This is a genomic window from Streptomyces pristinaespiralis (assembly GCF_001278075.1).
GTDB lineage: Bacteria > Actinomycetota > Actinomycetes > Streptomycetales > Streptomycetaceae > Streptomyces > Streptomyces pristinaespiralis.
Genome location: NZ_CP011340.1, coordinates 2897458 through 2918207 on the forward strand (window position 1 = coordinate 2897458; position 20750 = coordinate 2918207).

Sequence of the window (20750 nt, forward strand, 5' to 3'; positions counted from 1 at the left end):
GAGTGCGATCGTGAACGCCGTGCTGCGTGAGGAAGCTAGGCGCATCCCATGGACACGTCAAGACGTGCGGTTCACGGCATGAAGAAAGGCGCCCCCTGCCCGGTTCCCGGCAGGACCCGGTTCCCGGCACAGGGGGCGCCTCACGACACGGGCCTCCTCGCGGCCCTCGTCGGGGATCAGCGCATCAGCACGCCCGCGTCCTCCCCCGTCGTCTCCGTCGGCACGGCGACGAGCCCGAGGTCCGAACCGGCCGGCAACAGGCGGTGCGCCGGCAGGATGCGGACCGTGTAGCCGAACGGGCCCGTGCGGTCCAGCGCGAGAGGCCCTTCGTACACCCAGCGCCCCTCCAGGTCCGGGCCGCCCGCCGGCTTCAGGGGGAAGGTCTGGGCGTCGCGGATGGCGTCGTCGGAGTCGACGCGGCCCGCGACCACCTGCACCTCGACGTCGTCCGGCTGGAGTTCGCCGAGCGCCGCCTGGACGCGGAGGGTGAGCGTCGAGCCGAGACCCGCCGACGCCACCTGGCCCGCGGCCGCGTCCTGGTCGACGGCCTCCACATGGTCGACGGCCACCTGGCGCCAGGCGGAGCGCACCCTGGCCTTCCAGGCCGCGAGGTCCTGGGCGCTGGTGGCGTCCAGGGCACGGTGCGCCCGCGCCGCCGGGGCGTACAGCCGCTCCACGTACTCGCGCACCATGCGGCCGGCGAGCACCTTCGGGCCGAGGGTGGTCAGGGTGCGGCGGACCATCTCGATCCAGCGGTCGGGCAGACCACCGGGACCCCGGTCGTAGAACCGCGGCGCGACCCGGTCCTCGATCAGCGAGTACAGCGCCGCCGCCTCGAGCTCGTCACGGCGGTCCTCGTCGGTGGACGCGCCGTCGGCCGTGGGGATCGCCCAGCCGAAGTCCGGCTCGAACCACTCGTCCCACCAGCCGTCGAGGACCGAGAGGTTGAGAGCGCCGTTGAGCGCGGCCTTCATGCCGCTGGTGCCGCAGGCCTCCAGGGGCCGCAGCGGGTTGTTCAGCCAGACGTCGCAGCCGGGGTAGAGCTTCTTCGCCATCGCCATGCCGTAGTCGGGAAGGAAGACGATCCGGTGGCGCACCCGCGGGTCGTCCGCGAAGCGCACCAGTTCCCGTACCAGCCGCTTGCCGCCGTCGTCCGCCGGGTGGGCCTTGCCGGCGACCACGATCTGGATCGGCTGAGTGGGGTGCAGCAGCAGCTCCGTCAGCCTCTCCCGGTCGCGGAGCATCAGGGTGAGCCGCTTGTACGACGGCACCCGTCGGGCGAACCCGATGGTGAGCACGTCCGGGTCGAGCACCCCGTCGATCCAGCCCAGTTCGGCCGCGCCCGCCCCGCGCTGGCGCCAGGAGGCGCGCAGCCGCTCCCGCACCTCCATGACCAGTTGCTCGCGCAGCGACCTGCGCAGCTCCCAGATGTCGGCGTCGGGGATGTTCCCCACGGAGTCCCAGCGGCCGGAGCCGCCCACGGAGAGGGCGTCCTCCGCCCGGCTGGTGCCGATCTGCCGGGCGCCGAGGCGGAACACCTCCGGCGCCACCCAGGTCGGGGCGTGCACACCGTTGGTGATGGAGGTGATGGGCACCTCCGCGGCGTCGAATCCCGGCCACAGTCCGGCGAACATGCTGCGGCTCACCGCGCCGTGCAGTTCGGAGACGCCGTTGGCGCGCTGGGCGAGCCGCAGTCCCATCACGGCCATGTTGAAGACCCCGGGGTCGCCGCCGGGATAGGTCTCCATGCCGAGCTGGAGGACCTTGTCGACGGGTACGCCGGGCAGTTCAGCGCCCTCGGAGAAGTGGCGTGCGACCAGTTCGCGGTCGAAGCGGTCGATGCCAGCGGGCACGGGGGTGTGGGTGGTGAAGACGGTCCCGGCCCGCACGGCCTCCAGCGCCGCGTCGAAGCCGAGCCCGCTGCCGCCGTGCTCGGGCGCTTCGCCCAGTTCGCGGATGCGTTCGAGTCCGAGGAACCCGGCGTGGCCCTCGTTGGTGTGGAACACCTCCGGCGCGGGACGGTCGGTGAGCCGGCAGTACGCGCGGACCGCCCGCACCCCGCCGATGCCCAGCAGCATCTCCTGGAGCAGCCGGTGCTCGCTGCCGCCGCCGTACAGCCGGTCGGTGACGTCGCGCGCGCCCGGCCCGTTCTCCTCGATGTCGGAGTCGAGCATCAGCAGCGGTACGCGGCCGACCTGCGCGACCCAGATGTGCGCGTGCAACGACCGGCCGCCGGGGAGGGCGAGGGACACCCGGGCAGGGGTGCCGTCGACCTCACGCAGCAGGCTCACCGGCAGCTCGTTCGGGTCGAGCACGGGGTAGTGCTCCTGCTGCCAGCCGTCACGGGACAGGGACTGGCGGAAGTAGCCGTGCCGGTAGAGCAGGCCGACCCCGATCAGCGGTACGCCGAGGTCGCTGGCCGCCTTGAGGTGGTCGCCGGCGAGGATGCCGAGGCCGCCGGAGTACTGCGGGAGGGCGGCGGTGACGCCGAACTCGGGTGAGAAATAGGCGATGGCGGTGGGGAACGCGGGTGCGTCGGGACCACCGTCGCCGCCGTTGGACTGGTACCACCTGCGGCCGTGCAGATAGTCGTCCAGGTCGTCGGCCGCGGCGGCGAGCCTGCGCAGGAAGCGCCGGTCTTTGGCCAGTTCGGCCATACGGGTGGCGGACACGTTCCCGAGGAGACGCACGGGATCGCCGCCGACGGCCCGCCACCCCTCGGGGTCGACGGTCCGGAAGAGCTCTCGGGTCTCGGTGTGCCAGGACCAGCGCAGATTGCGTGCGAGGTCGCTGAGCGGCCCGAGCGGTTCGGGGAGGACGGGGCGGACGGTGAATCGACGAATGGCCTTCACAAGTTCACCTTCGCAGGGGAGGTACACATCCGAGCGGACGCAGGACGGTGCGTCCTTTTCCGTCATTTCCGACGGTATCGGTCCGCGCCCTCCGTAACCACGGCGCACGGGTGTCACACCGGCGCGTTGGCGCAACCGGCGCGTAAACGGCCGTCAGAAAAGTCCGGTTCCCCATCGATGACAGGCCGGTCTCTTTTCGTGTGTCTTGTGCGACCCCGTACGTCCTAGTAGTTAACACATCACCGGATTGCCCACCCGAAGGGCGGGGGAAGGCTCACCCGGTACGCAGGCGAGCACCCTCGATCGGCCTCCCTACCGTCCACCCGAGTGAACGCGGACAGGAGCGGACATGCCCGCAGCCCGCCAGTCACCGTTTCAGCAGATACAAATAAAACTCAGTCAAATGAGATCCATCCCGCACAAACGAGACATCCCGCTCGATCCGACCTGCCCGCACAGCCCTCAGGTGATGTTGTGAACTCGCTCATCGGTCGCATCCCCGTCCTGGACGTCCGCCCACTCGTCGACTGCGGCAGAAGGCCCGCGAAAGCCGTGGCGGGTGAGACCTTCCAGGTCACCGCCACGGTCTTCCGCGAGGGCCATGACGCAGTCGCCGCCAACGTCGTGCTGCACGACCCGAAGGGCCGCCCCGGTCCCTTCACCCCCATGCGGGAACTCGCCCCCGGCACCGACCGGTGGGGTGCGGAGGTCACCCCCTCCACGGAAGGCCGCTGGACGTACACCGTCGAGGCCTGGAGCGATCCCGTCGCCACATGGCGCCACCACGCCGGCATCAAGATCCCTGCCGGGATCGACACCGAACTGGTCCTGGCCGAAGGCGCGGAGCTGTACGAACGCGCCGCGGCGGGAGTCCCCAAGAAGGACGGCAGGGAGGCCGTGCTCGCCGCGGCCGACGCGCTGCGCGACACGGCCAGGCCCGCGGCGGCCCGGCTCGCCGCGGCGTTCGCCGTCGACGCCGACGCCGCCCTCTCCCGCCATCCGCTGCGCGAGCTGGTCAGTTCCTCACCCCCGCTGCCGCTCCAGGTGGAACGCCGGCGGGCGCTCTACGGCTCCTGGTACGAGCTGTTCCCGCGTTCGGAGGGCGCGGTCGTCAAGGAGGGCGAGCCACCCGTCTCCGGCACCTTCCGCACCGCCGCCGAACGGCTGCCCGCCGTCGCCGCGATGGGCTTCGACGTGGTGTACCTGCCGCCGGTCCACCCCATCGGCACCACCCACCGCAAAGGCCCCGACAACTCGCTGACCGCGGGACCCGACGACGTCGGGGTCCCCTGGGCGATCGGCTCCGCCTTCGGCGGGCACGACGCGATCCACCCGGACCTCGGCACGCTCGCCGACTTCGACCACTTCGTGACGGCCGCGCGTTCGCTGCGCATGGAGGTCGCACTCGACTTCGCCCTCCAGTGCTCCCCCGACCATCCCTGGGTCAAGGAGCATCCCGAGTGGTTCCACCACCGGGCCGACGGCTCCATCGCGTACGCGGAGAACCCGCCGAAGAAGTACCAGGACATCTACCCCATCGCGTTCGACAAGGACATGTCGGGGCTGGTCCGCGAGACGGTCCGGGTGCTGCGCTTCTGGATGGACCACGGGGTGCGGATCTTCCGCGTCGACAACCCGCACACCAAGCCGGTCGTCTTCTGGGAGAAGGTGATCGGGGAGATCAACGGCAAGGACCCGGATGTCATCTTCCTGGCCGAGGCGTTCACCAGGCCGGCGATGATGCGCACCCTGGGCGCGATCGGCTTCCAGCAGTCGTACACGTACTTCACCTGGCGCAACACCAAGCACGAGCTCACCGAGTACGTCAACGAACTGGCCGGCGACTCGGCCGCCTTCATGCGGCCGAACTTCTTCGTGAACACCCCCGACATCCTGCACGCCTACCTCCAGGAGGGCGGCCGGCCCGCCTACGAGGTGCGGGCCGTGCTGGCCGCGACCTTGTCCCCGTCGTGGGGTCTCTACGCGGGCTACGAGCTCTGCGAGAACGTCCCGCTCAAGGTCGGCAGCGAGGAGTACCGGCACTCGGAGAAGTACCAACTGCGCCCCAGGGACTGGGAAACGGCCGAGCGGGAGGGCCGCACGATCTCACCTCTGATCACGACGCTCAACCGGATCAGGCGCCGCCACCCGGCGCTCCAGCAACTGCGTGACATCCACTTCCACCACATCGACAACGACCGGATGATCGCCTACTCCAAACGGTCCGGTTCCGATGTCGTCCTGGTCGTGGCGAACCTCGACCCCCACCACACCCAGGAGGCCACGGTCTCGTTGGACATGCCGCAACTCGGTCTCGAAGGGGACGAGACCGTACCGGTGCGCGACGAGCTCACCGGCGAGACCTATCACTGGGGCAGGGCGAACTATGTGCGCCTCGAGCCGGGTACCGCGCCCGCGCACGTCCTCACCCTGCGACCGTCCCAGCAGACCGGAGGGTCACCCACATCATGATCGTGAATGAGCCCGTCCACGACACGTTCGAGGACACTCCCGCACGCGACCGCGACCCCGACTGGTTCAAGCGGGCCGTCTTCTACGAGGTCCTGGTCCGCTCCTTCCAGGACAGCAACGGCGACGGCGTCGGCGACCTCAAGGGCATCACCGCCAAACTGGACTATCTGCAGTGGCTGGGCGTGGACTGCCTGTGGCTGCCGCCGTTCTTCAAGTCCCCCTTGCGGGACGGCGGTTACGACGTCGCCGACTACACCTCCGTGCTCCCCGAATTCGGTGACCTGGCCGACTTCGTGGAGTTCGTCGACGCCGCCCACCAGCGCGGTATGCGCGTCATCATCGACTTCGTCATGAACCACACCAGCGACCAGCACCCGTGGTTCCTCCAGTCGCGCAGCGACCCGGACGGCCCGTACGGCGACTACTACGTCTGGGCCGACGACGACAAGCAGTACCAGGACGCGCGGATCATCTTCGTCGACACCGAGTCGTCGAACTGGACCTTCGACCCGGTGCGCAAGCAGTACTACTGGCACCGGTTCTTCTCCCACCAGCCGGACCTCAACTACGAGAACCCGGCCGTGCAGGAGGAGATCATCTCCGCGCTGCGGTTCTGGCTCGACCTCGGGATCGACGGGTTCCGGCTGGACGCGGTGCCGTACCTCTACCAGGAGGAGGGCACCAACTGCGAGAACCTGCCGCGGACCCACTCGTTCCTCAAGCGGGTGCGCAAGGAGATCGACGCGCACTACCCGGACACGGTGCTGCTGGCGGAGGCCAACCAGTGGCCGGAGGACGTCGTCGACTACTTCGGCGACTACACGGCCGGCGGCGACGAGTGCCACATGGCGTTCCACTTCCCCGTGATGCCGCGGATCTTCATGGCGGTACGGCGCGAGTCCCGCTACCCGGTCTCGGAAATCCTCGCCAAGACACCGGCCATCCCGAAGAACTGCCAGTGGGGCATCTTCCTGCGCAACCACGACGAGCTCACGCTCGAGATGGTCACGGACGAAGAACGCGACTACATGTACGCCGAGTACGCCAAGGACCCGCGGATGCGGGCCAACATCGGCATCCGCCGGCGGCTCGCGCCCCTGCTCGACAACGACCGCAACCAGATCGAGCTGTTCACCGCGCTGCTGCTGTCGCTGCCCGGCTCTCCGATCCTCTACTACGGGGACGAGATCGGGATGGGCGACAACATCTGGCTCGGCGACCGGGACGCCGTGCGCACCCCGATGCAGTGGACCCCGGACCGCAACGCCGGCTTCTCGTCCTGCGACCCGGGACGGCTCTACCTGCCGACCATCATGGACCCGGTCTACGGCTACCAGGTCACCAACGTCGAGGCGTCGATGTCGTCGCCCTCCTCGCTGCTGCACTGGACCCGGCGGATGATCGAGATCCGTAAGCAGAACCCGGCCTTCGGGCTCGGTTCGTATACGGAACTCCCCTCCTCCAACCCGGCCGTACTCGCCTTCCTGAGGGAGGCGCCCTCCAAGGAAGAAGGAGGAGACGACCTGGTCCTGTGCGTCCACAACTTCTCGCGGTTCGCGCAGCCGACGGAGCTCGATCTGCGGACCTTCAGTGGACGCCATCCGGTGGAACTCATCGGCGGAGTGCGGTTCCCGCCGATCGGCCAGTGGCCGTACCTGCTCACCCTGGCGGGCCACGGCTTCTACTGGTTCCGCCTCCGCAAGGACGCGAAGAGCGCAGCCGTCACAGCCTGACGTGTCCACGAGGGGGACAGAACCGGTCCGAAAGGCGCCCCCTACTCCGGCGGGGCGGTTTCCACCGCCCCGCTTCGGGCACTCCCCCCTCATCCCCGCGCGCCGCCGGACAGCCACCGTTGCAATCCGGGACACTTTGCGCATTCGTGGTGTACCCGGGGAAAGGACGCGATGCCCATGTCGGAGGCTGCATCCACCCGGACTCCGCTCGGACTGCTTCCCTCGCTCGCCCCACTGCTGCGCCAATGGCTGCCCGAACAGCGCTGGTTCGCGGGCAAGGGGTACGCGGTCGGAGGCTTCTCCCCCGTCTCGGCGACGGAGCTGCTGCCCCTGAACGGGCCCGGCCCCGGACTGCTGCACCTGCTCGTGCGGGTGACACAGCGGGACGTGCCCGTGCGGTCGTCCGCCGACTGCTACCAACTGCTCATCGGCGTGCGCGAGACACTCCCGCCGCCGATGGCACCCGCGTTGATCGGCCATCTCACCGACGGACCGCTCGCCGGGCGGACCGTGTACGAGGGGACCCGCGACCCGCGGCTCGCCGCGCTCCTGCTGGAACGGCTGCGCACACCGGGCGCGCTCGGGCCGCTGCGCTTCGAGCGGTTCGACGGCGCGCCCGATCTGCCGGCACAGCTGCCCGCACGGCCGCTGGACGCCGAGCAGTCCAACTCCTCGCTCGTCTACGGCGACGCGTACATCCTCAAGCTGTTCCGCCGTATCCACCCGGGGCCGAACCCCGATCTGGAGCTGCCGCTCGCCCTCGCCCGGGCCGGCTGCGGGCGGGTGCCCACGCCGGTCGCCTGGTACGGGACGAGCGCGCCGGAACCTTTCACCCTCGGTGTCCTCCAGCCGTTCCTGCCGGGCTCCCGCGACGGGTGGGTCCTTGCCCTGGAGGCACTGGCCGCCGACCGCTCCTTCCAGGGCGAGGCCCGTGAGCTGGGCCGGGTGACCGCCGAGGTGCACACGGCACTCGCCGACGCCCTGCCGACGGTCAAGCTCGGCGGCCCGCAGACCGAGCGGCTGGCGGCGGCGATGGTCCGGCGGCTGGAGACGGCCGCACAGTCGGTGCCCTCGCTCGTGCCGTACGTGCCGCGGCTGCGCGCCGCCTTCGACGCGGTGGCCGCGCTCGGCGGACGCGGGCGCACCTGGGCCGCCCAACGGGTGCACGGCGACCTGCATCTCGGCCAGATACTGCGAGGCCCAAAGGACACCCCCTGGTCCGTCATCGACTTCGAGGGCGAGCCGGCCAGGCCGCTCACCGAACGGTGCCGTCCGCAGCCCGCCGTGCGCGATGTGGCGGGCATGCTCCGCTCCTTCGACTACGCGGCCCGGACGCACCGCCCCTGGAACCCGGCATGGGCGGAGCGGTGCCGTGCGGCGTACTGCGACGGCTACGCGGAGGCCGGCGGCGACGACCCGCGCGAGGATCCCGAACTCCTTCGCGCGTACGAGACCGACAAGGCCGTATACGAGGTCGTCTACGAGGCCAGACACCGGCCGGACTGGCTGCCCGTGCCGATGGCCGCCATCGAACGCCTCGCCGCACTCGACTGACCCGCACCGCTCTTCCCCACCGACGCATCTGCCGCCCTAGGAGGCCGAATCCGTGACCGCCCGACCGTCGCCCCGCAAGCCCTCGGGACCGGAAGTCCCGCACCAGCCGACCGAGACGCACAGCGCAGAGACCGGAACCGCCGGTCCGGCCGAGCCGGGCGCCGTGCGCGGCACGGAGAGGACGAGGTCCGGCTCCGGCCGTGCGCGCGGTTCCGCGACCGTCCCCGTCACGCCGCCCGCCGGTGACGAGTCGTCCGTGACCGGGACCGCACAGCCGGCCGAGGCCGGCTCCACCGCAGCGGAGGACCCCGCCGCGAACGAGGCGGCGGGGACGGCCGGAGCCGGTTCCGTGCCGCTGGGCGCCGGGCCCCGCCCGGCGCGCTCCGGCGGGAGGAAGGCCGCACGCGCGAACACCTCCGACGCGGCGGAGCCGGACGGGGCGGCCGGGTCCGTGACCGTCACCGCCGAGGCGGACGCGGCCGTGCCCCAGCCGGCCGCATCGAGCAAAAGCGCGGCCCGGCCCGCACGGGCGACGCGCGCCCGGGCCGGTGCCACCAAGGCAGCCGGCGCCCGGTCCGCACCGGCCGGGGCGGGACGCGCCAGGGCGGGTGCCACCGGCACGAAGAGCACCCGGACCGGCGGCACCGGCACGGACGCTCCCGCGGCCGACGCCCCCGCGGCGGCCGGGACCGGCACGGCCGGTGGCGGCGCGCCCGCGACGACAGCGGGCACCGCCACCGGGACCGCTGTCGCGACGGCAGGGACCGGTACGGCCGCCGGTTCCGGCGACCGGGCCGGTCAGGACGGGCCCGGCGCCGCGTCCACCGGCCGGTCCGGATCCGCGTCCGGTCCCGGCAAGGCGGCCCGCGCCAGGCCGGCCGGTGCGCCCCGGCCGCGTGACGGACGCGGTGTCCGCTCGGCGAGGCCGCTCGGAGACGACGAACGCGGCCGGCTCCTCAGCGGCGGCCACCACGACCCGCACGCCCTCCTCGGCGCCCACTCGGTGCGCGGCGGCGTCGAACTGCGTGTGCTGCGTCCGCACGCCACGTCCGTGACCGTCCTCGCCAAGGGCCTGCGCACGGAGCTGAACAACGACGGCGACGGCCTCTTCTCCGGCGTCCTCCCCCTGCGGACGACCCCCGAATACCGTCTCCTCGTCACGTACGAGGGCCACGAGGACGGCTTCGAGGTCGAGGACCCGTACCGCTTCCTTCCCGCCCTCGGCGAGCTCGACCTGCATCTGATCGGTGAGGGCAGGCACGAGGAGCTGTGGAGGGCGCTGGGCGCGCACCCGATGACGCACCAGGGCGTCACCGGCACGCGGTTCACCGTCTGGGCGCCGAACGCGCGGGGCGTGCGTGTGGTCGGCGACTTCAACTTCTGGGACGGTTCCGGCTTCCCCATGCGGTCGCTCGGTGCGACCGGCGTGTGGGAGCTGTTCCTGCCCGGGATCGGCGACGGCGCGCTCTACAAGTTCGAGATCATGCGCCCGGACGGCTCGTACACCCAGCGGGCCGACCCGATGGCGCGGCGCACGGAGGTGCCGCCCGCCAACGCGTCGATCGTGACCGAGTCGCACCACGAGTGGGGCGACCAGGAGTGGATGACGCGCCGCGGTGAGGTGCCCGTCCACGAGGCGCCGCTGTCGGTCTACGAGGTGCACCTTCCCTCCTGGCGCCCCGGACTGACCTACCGTCAGCTGGCCGTACAGCTGCCGAAGTACGTGAAGGACCTCGGCTTCACCCATGTGGAGTTCATGCCGGTCGCCGAGCATCCCTTCGGCGGCTCCTGGGGCTACCAGGTCACCGGCTTCTACGCGCCGACATCGCGCATGGGCACGCCGGACGACTTCCGGTACCTGGTGGACAGCCTGCACCGCGCGGGCATCGGCGTGCTGGTGGACTGGGTGCCCGCGCACTTCCCGCGGGACGACTGGGCGCTGGCGGAGTTCGACGGACGCCCCTTGTACGAGCACAGCGACCCCGCACGGGCGGCGCACCCCGACTGGGGCACCCTCGAGTTCGACTACGGGCGCAAGGAGGTCCGCAACTTCCTGGTGGCCAACGCGACCTACTGGTGCGAGGAGTTCCACATCGACGGCCTGCGGGTGGACGCGGTCGCCTCGATGCTCTACCTCGACTACTCGCGCGAGGACGGCGAATGGTCGCCGAACGTGCACGGCGGCCGGGAGAACCTGGACGCCGTCGCCTTCCTCCAGGAGATGAACGCGACCGTGTACCGCCGCTGCCCGGGCGTGGTCACGGTCGCGGAGGAGTCCACCGCCTGGGACGGCGTCACCCGGGCCACCCACCACGTGGGCCACGACGGCTTCGGCGGGCTCGGCTTCGGCCTGAAGTGGAACATGGGCTGGATGCACGACTCCCTGGGCTACGTCGAGCACGAACCGGTGCACCGCAAGTTCCACCACAACGAGATGACGTTCTCGATGGTGTACGCCTACAGCGAGAACTACGTCCTGCCGATCTCGCACGACGAGGTGGTGCACGGCAAGCGGGCCCTGGTCAGCAAGATGCCCGGCGACTGGTGGCAGCAGCGGGCCAACCACCGCGCCTATCTGGGCTTCATGTGGGCCCACCCCGGCAAGCAGCTCCTGTTCATGGGCCAGGAGTTCGCCCAGGGCGCCGAGTGGTCCGAGGGCCACGGCCCGGACTGGTGGCTGCTCGACCCGTCGTACGCGGCGGAGCCCGACCACCGCGGTGTGCGGGACCTCGTGCGTGAGCTGAACACCGTGTACGGCAGGGCTCCCGCGCTGTGGCAGCGGGACACCGTGCCGGAGGGCTTCGCATGGGTGGACGGCGGGGCGTGGGAGGACAACGTCTTCGCCTTCCTGCGCTTCGACAAGCACGGCTCGCCGCTGCTCGCGGTGAGCAACTTCTCGCCGGTGGTGCGGCACGGCTACCGGCTGGGCGTGCCGGAGACGGTCTCCGCATGGGCGGAGGTCCTCAACACCGACGAGGAGCGCTTCGGCGGCTCCGGCGTGCTCAACGCGGACCCGTTGAAGGCGGAGCAGGTGGAGTCCCACGGCCGCCGTACGTCGATCGCCCCGACGCTGCCGCCGCTGGCGACGGTCTGGTTCCGGCCGGCCTGAGCCCCGCCGGAGGATGCCTGACGGCCGCGGTCACCGTGAAGGGTGACCGCGGCCGTCCCGCGCCCGGTGGTGTCCACTGCCGCCGCTCGGCACCGACGTCGGCGACGGCTCAGGCCGCCTCGGTTCCGCGCGGGCCGCTGGTGCGCACCACTCCCAGGCGCTGCGTGGCTCTCGTGTAGGCCACATAGAGGTCGTTCACGCCCTGGGCGGAAGCGGACCGGATCAGGTCCGGTTCCGCCACGATCACGGTGTCGAACTCCAGGCCCTTGGCGCCCCTCGGGTCGAGCAGGACCACGGGCCGCGTCAGGTCGGGCTCCCCCGTGGCGGACACGTCCGGGACCGCGTCCGCGATCGCGGCGTGCAGAGCGGCGGGTGCGATCACCGCGATCCGCCCCTCGCGCGGCGCCTCGGCCACCCGGGCGGCGACCGTGGCGGCGAGCTCCGCCGGGTCCACGGTCACCTCCCACGGTTCGACCCCGGTCGAACGCACCGAACGCGGCGGTTCGAACGCCGGGTCCTTGCTGCGCCGCACCTCCGCGGCCAGGGCCATGATCTCCGCCGGGGTCCGGTAGTTGACGCCCAGCCGGGTGTGCTCGAAGCGGTCGCCTACGTACGGCTCGAGGATCTCCTGCCAGGACTCGCAGCCGGCCGCGTCGCCGGTCTGCGCGGGGTCGCCGACCAGAGTCATGGAGCGGGTGGGGCAGCGGCGCATCAGCAGCCGCCACGCCATCTGCGAGAGCTCCTGCGCCTCGTCGACGATGATGTGCCCGAACGCCCAGGTCCGGTCGGCGGCGGCCCGTTCCGCGGCGCTGCGGTGGTCCGCCTCCTCCTGGCGCTCCGCCATCCGCTCGGCGTCGATGATGTCGTGTGCGGCGAGGACCTCCGAGTCCTCGTCGTCCTTGTCCTCGAACTCGTACGTCCGTGAGGCGTAGGAGACTTCGAGGACGCCCTGCGCGTAGGCGATCTGCCGCGCGCGCTCGGCCTCGGCCCGGGCGAGCGCCGCGGAGTCGTCCTCGCCGAGGAGTTCGGCTGCCTCGTCGAGCAACGGCACGTCGGCCGGGGTCCACGGGCCCGTCGCGCGCCTCAGGAGTGCCGCCTCCTCCGCCGGCAGATGCACCGGCTCCGCGAGGAAGTCCGCCAGGAACTCCTGCGGAGTGAGCGGCGGCCACAGCGTGGCGATGGCGGCGTGGACGTCGGAGCTGGCGGCGACGGCCTTGCCCAGCTGCGCGATGTCGTCGGGGCCGAGGAAGTTGGGCCCTCCGTACGGGTCGGCGCCGATACGGTCCGCGAGCTGGGTCGTCAGGTCGTCGATGATCCGGAACACGAAGTGGGGGCGGGCGAGATTGTGCGGCAGCCCCGTCTCGCGGGCCTTGTGCCGTGCCTCGACGGCCATGCCCCAGTCGATGACGAGGTCGCCGTCGTCGTGCGGGACGACGAGCGGCTCGTCCTTGTCCGGCACCTGCTGCCGGTCGCGTACCGCCTCCGCCAGCACGTCGGCCATGTCCGCGCGGCCCTTGACGGCCGCGGCGGCGGGGCTCTCGGTGCCGGTGGCGTGCACTTCGGGGAAGAGCTCGGCGACCGTGGACAGCAGCACACCGGTCTCGCCGAGCGAGGGCAGCACCTCCCCGATGTAGCCGAGGAACGCGGGGTTGGGTCCGACGATCAGCACCGCGCGCTTGGAGAGCTGCTCGCGGTGCGCGTACAGCAGATAGGCGGCCCGGTGGAGGGCGACGGCGGTCTTGCCCGTACCCGGCCCGCCCTCCACGACGAGGACACCGCGCTGCGGGGCGCGGATGATCCGGTCCTGCTCGGCCTGGATGGTCGACACGATGTCGCCCATCCGTCCGGTACGGGCGCTGCCCAGCGCGGCGAGCAGGACCTCGTCGGCGTCGTGGGACTCGTGGCCGGTGCGGGTGGTGTCGGCGAGGTCCATGATCTCGTCGTGCAGCGCGGTGACCGTCCGCCCCTGCGTGGTGATGTGCCGCCGGCGGCGCAGCCCCATCGGCTCGTGACCGGTGGCGAGATAGAACGGGCGCGCGACGGGGGCCCGCCAGTCGATGAGCAGAGGAGTGCGTTCGGCGTCGTCACGGCGGATTCCGGTGCGCCCGATGTGATGGGTGACTCCGTCGCGACGGTCGATGCGGCCGAATACCAGACCGGTGTCGGCGGCATTCAGGGCAGCCAGCGACGCCGAATGCTCGATGACGCCGATGTCCCGCTCCACCCGGGCCTGCCTGCCCGTCCCCACCTGCGCGATCGTGGCGTTCAGGGCGGCTTCGGCCTCGTCGCGGAGCTGGTCGAGCCGCTCGTGCACGAGAGAGACGAATTGCTGTTCCCGCCGCAATTCCTCGGTTGACAATTCAGCTCCTGACGCGGTAAGGTACGTTTATTGAACTTCTCCGTCCGGTGATGAATCTCCTGGACGGAAACAATAAATATACCCAGGAAAATGCCCCGGCCGTCAATTCGGTCGGGTTTTTTGTTGCCGTCGGCGGGGCTGCCGCGCTCCCCCGCGGGCCGGGCTCGCCGGCCGTCGACGGCGCAGGGACCCGCGGTCCCCGCGCCGTCATGGGTCATCTCCACTCGACCGGTGCCCCGGCCCGGTCGTCGCCGCGCGGCAGGCGGCTCAGTGCGAGCCCCAGAAGCAGCGCCGCGTACGCGGAGAGCACAGCGATCCCGGCCCACCACGGAAGCGGGAAGTACCCGGTCGAGGGTGCGTAGTGGGCGACGACCTGCGGATATTCGACGAGGGTCTGTTGGGCGGCGAAGCCGGCGGCGGGAGTGACCCGCAGCAGCCACTGCGACAGTCCGTCGGGCAGCAGCGGGACGGAGGTCACCAGGTACGGGACACCGACCGCGAGGACGGCCGTGAGGGTCGCGGGCCAGGCGCGCCGCAGCAGGGCGCCGATCGCGAGCGCGAGCACGGCGGCGAGGGCGAGTACGACGGCCGTGCCGACGACGACCCGTACGCCGGTGAGCGCGGACACGTCGACGACAGGGATCCCGTTCCCCTTCAGGACCGCCGTGCCGGCCGGGACCACGATGCCCACGGCGAGGAGGCCGGTCACGAACGTGACGGCTCCGACGACGGCCGCCTTCGCCGCGAGCGCCCGGCGGGTGACCGGCGTGCCGCCCTCGGGCGCGCGGCGGTACTCGCAGGTGATGAACCGCACCGCGACCACGAGCACGAGCAGCAGTCCGAGGCCGAGGCCGCCGAGGACGCCCTCCACCGGGCGCGCGCCGTCCTCGGCACCCGACGGCCCGATGTCGCCGGTGCCGGTGACGGTGATCGTGCCGTTCTCCTCCACCGCCCCGGACGCCTTGTGGTACTTCTCCCAGTCGGTCCGGTTCATCTCGCCGACCGCGTAAGGGTGCCAGCCTCCGGCGGAGGCCGCGCCGTTGACGCGGACGTTGTCGAAGACACCGCCCGCCTGCGTGAAGCGCACCTGTTCCGTGGCACCGCCGAGACCGGTGCGACGCAGCGTCAGGTCCCCCGGAGAGGTGGCGAACAGGCCGGCCTGGACGGTCCCGGACAGCCCGGAGAGCTGCGCCGTGCCGACCTTCGTCCACCGCTCGCCGTCGGTGGACTCGTAGCCGGTGACGGTGTCGCCCGACCGCGTCAGCCGCAGCCAGCGCGGTGACGCCGCCGAGACCCCTCCCGCGCTGCCCGCGACGTCGTGGCGGTAGTCGTGCTGCATGCGCACGCCGTGGCTGCCGGTGAGCATCAGCGCCGCGTAGGAGGACCCCTGGCGGAGCCCGTCCTTGACGATGATCCCGGCCTTCGCCCACGGCACCAGGCCAGGGACGATCCGGTCATGGTCCGGCGGCGGATAGGTGATCGTGCCCGTCATGGCCGTCATCCGGACCGTGATGCTGCCGCTCTCGCCCAGATCGCGGTGCAGGAAGTAGAACTGGTCGCTGACCAGGGAGCCGTCCGGTCCGGTCGGTTCGGCCGGGCACGGGCCGTCGCAGGACGCCCGGTTGCCGAAGGCGTGGAGCAGACCGAGGGCGACGACGAGCAGGGCCGCGGCCGCCATCGCCGTCAGCCGGCCCGGCCGCCGGAACCCGGTCCATTCCCGCCGCAGTGGTTCGTTGGTCGTATGCATGGGCCGGTTCTACGGATCCGGCCGTAACGCCGTCCGAACCGCCTCCGTCACATCGCTGTCAGGTGCGGCACTGTCACATCGCTGTCAGGTGCGGCACTGTCACATCGCTGTTAGGTGCGGCCGGGCATCCTGGATCCGGCCGGACCCGAGGGGAAGAGGAACATGGGCAAGCTGGGGAGCGGGACCGTCGGGCGGCGATTCACGATGCTGTACGCCGCGGGGTTCCTCGGGTCGGGAACCGTGCTGCTCACCCTGACCTACCTGATGTCCGGCAGCCGCGTGACCGTGGCCGCTCCCGAGCAGCCACCGGCCGTCCCGCCCGGTCCCGCCGCCGCCGAGCAGCGGATCCGGGACCTGGAGACGCAACTCGCCGACGTGCACGGGCAGCAGGACCATCAGCTGCTGGCCGGCTCGCTCGTCGCGCTGGTGGTGATGGTGGGCGTCTCGCTCCTGCTCGGCCGGCTCCTCGCCGGCCGGGTCCTGCGGCCCCTCCGGCTGATCACCGCGGCCACGCGGCGTATCTCCGCGGAGAACCTGCATCAGCGGCTCGCCGTGACCGGCCCCGCCGACGAGGTGAAGGAACTCGCCGACACGGTCGACGGTCTGCTGGAACGCCTCGAAGCGTCGTTCGTGGCACAGCGCCGGTTCGTCGGCAACGTCTCGCACGAACTGCGTACGCCGCTGGCGACGATGCGGGCGTCGCTGGACGTGGCCGTCGCCAAACCGGAGCCCGCCGCGCAGACCGTCGCCCTCGCCGGCCGGCTGCGGACCGAGCTCGACCGGGTGGATCACTGCTGGACGGCTTCCTCGTCCTCGCGCGGGCGCAGCACGGCACCCTGGCCGGCCGGACACCCGTGCCGCTCGGCAGGCCGGCGCGGGAGGCGCTGACCGCCCGTGCCGCCGACATCGCGGCGAAGAGGCTGACCGTCCACGACGAGATACGGACGGACACCTGGACGCGGGGCAGCCCGGCGCTCCTGTCCCGGATGGTGGAGAACCTGCTCGACAACGCGATCGTGCACAACGAGGAGGGCGGCTGGATCCGGATCTCCACCGACCACGACACCGCCGGGGCACGGCTCGTCCTCACCACCGGCGGGCACGTCCTCGACCAGGAGCGGGTGGACCGGCTGACGCAACCGTTCGAACGGCTCGGCGCCGACCGGACGGGGCCGGAGGGGAGCTGTGGCCTCGGGCTGTCGATCGTGGCGGCCATCGTCACGGCGCACGGCGGCCGCCTCACCCTCCTCGCCCGGCCGGAGGGCGGCCTGTGCGTCACGGCGGCGCTGCCGTCGACGGCCGGACCGGAAGCCGGAAAGGCGGCACGGTGAGGGTTCTGGTCGTGGAGGACGCGCGGGCGCTCGCCGAGGTCGTCGCGGAGGGACTGCGGGACCAGGGCATGGCCGTCGACGTCGCGCACGACGGTCTGGCCGCAGCCGCCAAGCTCGACGTGAACGCGTACGACGTGGTGGTCCTCGACCGCGACCTGCCCGGCATCCACGGCGACATCCTCTGCCAGATGATCACCGAGCGGGACGATCGCGCGATGGTGCTGATGCTGACCGCGGCAGGGGCGCCCGGGGACCGGGTCAGCGGTCTCACGCTCGGCGCCGACGACTACCTCGCGAAGCCCTTCCACTTCCCGGAGTTGATCCTGCGCATCCGGTCCCTGGCCCGCCGCAGGCCGGCCGCCCGGGCCCGCACGCTGCGCGCCGCGGGTCTCGAACTCGACCCGGTGCGCAGGACCGCCCTCCGCGACGGCAGGCAACTGGAGCTGTCCGTCAAGGAGTTCGCCGTCCTGGAGGCGCTGCTGCGCACCGCGCCGGGCTTCCTGAGCGCGGAGGACCTGCTGGAACAGGTGTGGGACGAGAACGCCGACCCGTTCACCAACACGGTGACCGTCACCGTCGGCCGGTTGCGCCGCAAGCTGGGCGCCCCGCCGGTCATCACGACGACACCAGGGGTCGGTTACCGCATCGTCGACGCTCCGGCCGTCCCGTAGGAGCTGTCCGGTCATGTGTCCCGCCATGGTGGTCAAGGCGTGGGACAGGACGAGCGCGGCGGAGATGAGCCGCGAGGGGGCGGACGGCGAGCCCGATACGGCTCGCCGTCCGCCCCGGCGGCGTCATGACGTCCTCCCCGCGTGGGACGTCAGAACCCGATGGCCTCGCGCAGCAGCAGGACGGTGCCGCGCCCGGGCTGCGGCTCGGCGTTGAGGACGAGCAGACGGTTGACCGCGCTCGGGTGGCCGTAGGCGGCCTGGGCGCGCACGGTCTCCAGCGGAAGGGCGTGTTCCTCGACCCGGCGCAGTGCGGTGCTCAGGTCGGGCACCACCTTCTGCGCCCCGACGACCCAGATCGCCCTTGCGGCGCCGCCGGCGGAGGCGGGCAGCTGGCTGCCGCTGCCCGAGGCGATGACGAGCGAGCCGGTCTCGGTGACGGCCGCGACGCTGGCGACGAGGACGTCGGGGGTGGCCGTCAGCCGCCGGATCCGGTCGGACTCGGTGGCGCGGTCCATCGTCAGCACGCGCGGCCGGACCGCCTGGTAGCGGTCGCCCGCCTCGATGTCCTGCGCGATGCCGGAGAGCCGGAGCGTCTCGCTGGCCCCGGTGAACACGCCCGCGCCCTTCGGTATCAGGTCCTTGATGCGGGCGCGGGCCGCCGCGGCGTCGTCGAGCAGTTCGGCGGTGAAGCCGTTCGCCCGCAGCGCCGCGATCGCCCTGTCCAGCCGGTCGGCGGACGCCGGTGCGCCGAAGTCGCCGGCCGCCCCCGTGGCCGACGCGTCCGCCTCGCCGGCACCCGCTGCCCGGCCGGCGTCCCCGGCCTCGGCGGAGGCCTGCGCCTGAGCGCCGGGGCCGGGCGCCGAACCCGCGAGCGGGGTGGTGTCGACGTACCTGACCTCGTAGACCCGCTCGGCGAACCGCCATCCCTCGGGCGTACGCCGGTAGGTGTCGTGGTAGACGGCGAAGTTCAGGCCCGAGCGGCCGTCGAGCAGACGCGCGACCTCCTGCATGTAGGTGCGGCCGACGGCGGTGTCGCCGTCGATCCTGATGGTGCCGGGGTGACTGTTCTGCACGAAGAAGTCCCACTGACTCTGCAGGCGTTCGCCCCCTGTGCGGATCTCGTCGCGGCCGATGAACTCGACCGGGATGTCGGGCATGCGCAGAACGCCGTCGGGGGTGAACAGCGCGGCGAGGCGGGGGCGGTCGCGCATCATCGCGGCGTCGGTGAACTCGCCGCGCAGCGCCTCGATCTCGACACGGTCGGCGATCTCCTGGAAGTCGTTCATGCTCAGCGTCCTGTCCTGTGGGTGGCGTGCTCCTCTTCACCGGTCCGACAACGCAGCCCCGCGAAATGTGAGGCGAGCCGCCGACGTCACGTTCCGCCGCTCCGATCCGTCGTAAGGGAAGGGCACGGAACGAGGGAGCCGGAGAGCGTATGAGCATCCCCGCGGAACAGGCACGGCGGCCGGCGGACGGGCAGCGGGACCCGGGCCTGAGCACGATCATGAGCGAGCGGCGACAACTGCTCAATCTCGCCTACCGGCTGCTCGGCTCCCTGACCGACGCGGAGGACGTCGTCCAGGAGGCCTGTGCCCGCTGGTACGCGATGTCCCGGGCGCAGCGGGAGGCCGTCGAGTCCCCGGGCGCCTGGCTGACGACGGTGGCCGGCCGCATCTGCCTGAACCTGCTCGGCTCTGCGCGCAGCCGGCGGGAGATCTACGTCGGGGAATGGATCCCCGAGCCGCTGCCCGACCCGGCCGAGTGGATCGCCGGGGCGGCGGGCGGCGTCGGCGTGGATCCGGCCGACCGGATCGCGCTCGACGAGTCGGTGTCCATGGCCCTGCTGGTCGTGTGCGAGTCGATGACCCCGGCCGAGCGCGTCGCGTTCGTGCTGCACGACGTCTTCCGCTACCCGTTCGCCGAGGTGGCCGGGATCGTCGGCCGCAGCCCGGCGGCGTGCCGTCAGCTGGCGTCCTCGGCCCGCCGTCGCATCACGGCCGCGCGGGCCGGGGCGGGTCCGGACGTGGCCCGGCAGGCGGGCGTCGTCCGGCGGTTCAAGGCGGCCTGGGAGGCACAGGACATCGAGGCCCTGCTCGGCCTGCTCGACCCGGGGGCCACCGCGGTCTCCGACGGCGGTGGCCGGGCCGTCGCCCATCTGCTGCCGATCGAGGGCGCGGAGCAGATCGCCCGCCTCTACCTCAGGATCGCCCGGTTGGCGCCGCCCCGCACGATCCTCGAGCGCACGGTCAACGGGCTGCCGGGCCTGGTGGTCGAGTCCGAGGGCAGGATCGGGACGGTGTTCGCGTTCGAGGTCGCCGACGACGAGAGGATCACGCGCATCTGGGCGGTGCGCAACCCGGACAAGCTCCGCCCGTGGCAGCTGTCGTGACCGTCCTCACGGGCCGGCGGCGGCCGTGGGAGCGGGAAGCGCCCACGGCCGAGCGGGTTCCGGGGCGGCCGGTGCTCGATCAGCCGCCTCCGACCGCGGGGAGGTGCTCGCCCGGACGCACGGCCGAACACCCGCGGACGACCCGGCACGAAGGTGCTCCGGCCGGGCGGCCGCCGCTGCCGTCGTCGCGTCGCCGTCAGCCGAGCACGTCCTCCAGTTCCTGGAGGAGCCGGCGCTTGGGGCGCGCGCCGACCATCGACTTCACCGGCTCACCCCCGTCGAAGACCATCAGCGTCGGCATCGACAGCACGCCGTAGCGGACCACCGTCTCCGGATTGGTGTCGGCGTCGATCTGCAGCACCTTCAGCCGCCCGGCCTCCTCGCGGGCGACCGCGCTCAGCACCGGTGCGAGCTGACGGCACGGCCCGCACCAGTCCGCGGTGAACTCCACGAGAACCGGACGGTCCGCGCCGAGCACCTCCGTGTCGAAATCCGTGTCCGTCACCGCGGCGACGCCCTGTGCCTGGATCATC

At 71.9% G+C, this 20750-nt stretch carries 13 protein-coding genes; 8 read left to right on the top strand and 5 right to left on the bottom strand.

Features of this window, described 5'->3' with window-relative positions; genetic code table 11:
• Positions 1-176 precede the first annotated feature (176 nt).
• Entirely contained in the window at positions 177-2852 is a 2676-nt protein-coding gene (gene glgP, locus SPRI_RS11965; RefSeq protein WP_053556915.1) for an alpha-glucan family phosphorylase, read from the bottom strand.
• 474 nt (positions 2853-3326) lie between these two features.
• Here glgP and SPRI_RS11970 point away from each other — a divergent pair, with 474 nt between their 5' ends.
• The 4 genes from SPRI_RS11970 (at position 3327) to glgB (ending at position 11720) form a co-directional block, all read left to right on the top strand.
• Positions 3327-5324, top strand: a complete 1998-nt coding sequence (locus tag SPRI_RS11970; RefSeq protein ID WP_037773719.1) for an alpha-1,4-glucan--maltose-1-phosphate maltosyltransferase — start codon at positions 3327-3329, stop codon at positions 5322-5324.
• On the top strand, positions 5321-7057 hold the full coding sequence (gene treS / locus SPRI_RS11975; protein WP_005311705.1) for a maltose alpha-D-glucosyltransferase: 1737 nt from the start codon (positions 5321-5323) through the stop codon (positions 7055-7057). Before SPRI_RS11970 ends, treS begins: the two co-directional genes overlap by 4 nt.
• A gap of 177 nt (positions 7058-7234) precedes the next feature.
• Positions 7235-8611 (top strand): maltokinase N-terminal cap-like domain-containing protein, encoded by a 1377-nt coding sequence (locus SPRI_RS11980; RefSeq protein ID WP_053556916.1) that lies wholly within the window; start codon positions 7235-7237, stop codon positions 8609-8611.
• 52 nt (positions 8612-8663) lie between these two features.
• Complete coding sequence (glgB, locus tag SPRI_RS11985; RefSeq protein ID WP_238996218.1) at positions 8664-11720, top strand: 1,4-alpha-glucan branching enzyme; 3057 nt, start codon at positions 8664-8666, stop codon at positions 11718-11720.
• A gap of 109 nt (positions 11721-11829) precedes the next feature.
• On the opposite strand, the gene SPRI_RS11990 is transcribed toward glgB, so the two are convergent.
• A complete protein-coding gene (locus tag SPRI_RS11990) occupies positions 11830-14079 on the bottom strand; it encodes a HelD family protein (RefSeq protein WP_005311712.1) in 2250 nt (749 codons plus the stop codon).
• A 214-nt stretch (positions 14080-14293) separates the two neighbouring features.
• Positions 14294-15826, bottom strand: a complete 1533-nt coding sequence (locus SPRI_RS11995; RefSeq protein WP_053556917.1) for a DUF1349 domain-containing protein — start codon at positions 15824-15826, stop codon at positions 14294-14296.
• A 162-nt stretch (positions 15827-15988) separates the two neighbouring features.
• Here SPRI_RS11995 and SPRI_RS39275 point away from each other — a divergent pair, with 162 nt between their 5' ends.
• Genes SPRI_RS39275 through SPRI_RS12005 form a run of 3 tightly spaced genes read left to right on the top strand, consistent with a single transcriptional unit; the run spans position 15989 to position 17828 of the window.
• Positions 15989-16714 (top strand): HAMP domain-containing protein, encoded by a 726-nt coding sequence (locus SPRI_RS39275; RefSeq protein WP_234020367.1) that lies wholly within the window; start codon positions 15989-15991, stop codon positions 16712-16714.
• The gene (locus SPRI_RS39280; RefSeq protein ID WP_234020368.1) at positions 16681-17157 is read left to right on the top strand and encodes a sensor histidine kinase; all 477 of its coding nucleotides are present in this window, start codon (positions 16681-16683) and stop codon (positions 17155-17157) included. The genes SPRI_RS39275 and SPRI_RS39280 overlap by 34 nt, the downstream gene beginning before the upstream one ends.
• Positions 17154-17828 (top strand): response regulator transcription factor, encoded by a 675-nt coding sequence (locus tag SPRI_RS12005; protein WP_005311715.1) that lies wholly within the window; start codon positions 17154-17156, stop codon positions 17826-17828. Before SPRI_RS39280 ends, SPRI_RS12005 begins: the two co-directional genes overlap by 4 nt.
• Positions 17829-17977: 149 nt before the next feature.
• Here SPRI_RS12005 and SPRI_RS37050 read toward each other — a convergent pair whose 3' ends face one another.
• A complete protein-coding gene (locus SPRI_RS37050; protein WP_078951242.1) occupies positions 17978-19114 on the bottom strand; it encodes an LUD domain-containing protein in 1137 nt (378 codons plus the stop codon).
• A gap of 149 nt (positions 19115-19263) precedes the next feature.
• On the opposite strand from SPRI_RS37050, the gene sigJ reads away from it, so the two are divergent.
• Positions 19264-20217: an RNA polymerase sigma factor SigJ gene (gene sigJ / locus SPRI_RS12020; RefSeq protein ID WP_005311719.1), complete on the top strand. Its 954-nt coding sequence runs from the start codon at positions 19264-19266 to the stop codon at positions 20215-20217.
• Between the two features lie 196 nt (positions 20218-20413).
• On the opposite strand, the gene trxA is transcribed toward sigJ, so the two are convergent.
• Positions 20414-20749 carry a thioredoxin gene (trxA, locus tag SPRI_RS12025; protein ID WP_005311721.1) on the bottom strand — a complete coding sequence of 112 codons (336 nt, stop codon included), beginning with the start codon at positions 20747-20749 and terminating at the stop codon, positions 20414-20416.
• Between the last annotated feature and the right edge of the window lies 1 nt (position 20750).

Coding starts and splice junctions, on each gene's coding strand:
- sigJ (WP_005311719.1), top strand. CDS start 19,264: ATGAGCATCCCCGCGGAACAGGCACGGCGGCCGGCGGACGGGCAGCGG.
- SPRI_RS11995 (WP_053556917.1), bottom strand. CDS start 15,826: ATGCATACGACCAACGAACCACTGCGGCGGGAATGGACCGGGTTCCGG.
- treS (WP_005311705.1), top strand. CDS start 5,321: ATGATCGTGAATGAGCCCGTCCACGACACGTTCGAGGACACTCCCGCA.
- SPRI_RS39275 (WP_234020367.1), top strand. CDS start 15,989: ATGGGCAAGCTGGGGAGCGGGACCGTCGGGCGGCGATTCACGATGCTG.
- SPRI_RS11980 (WP_053556916.1), top strand. CDS start 7,235: ATGTCGGAGGCTGCATCCACCCGGACTCCGCTCGGACTGCTTCCCTCG.
- trxA (WP_005311721.1), bottom strand. CDS start 20,749: ATGATCCAGGCACAGGGCGTCGCCGCGGTGACGGACACGGATTTCGAC.
- SPRI_RS37050 (WP_078951242.1), bottom strand. CDS start 19,114: ATGAACGACTTCCAGGAGATCGCCGACCGTGTCGAGATCGAGGCGCTG.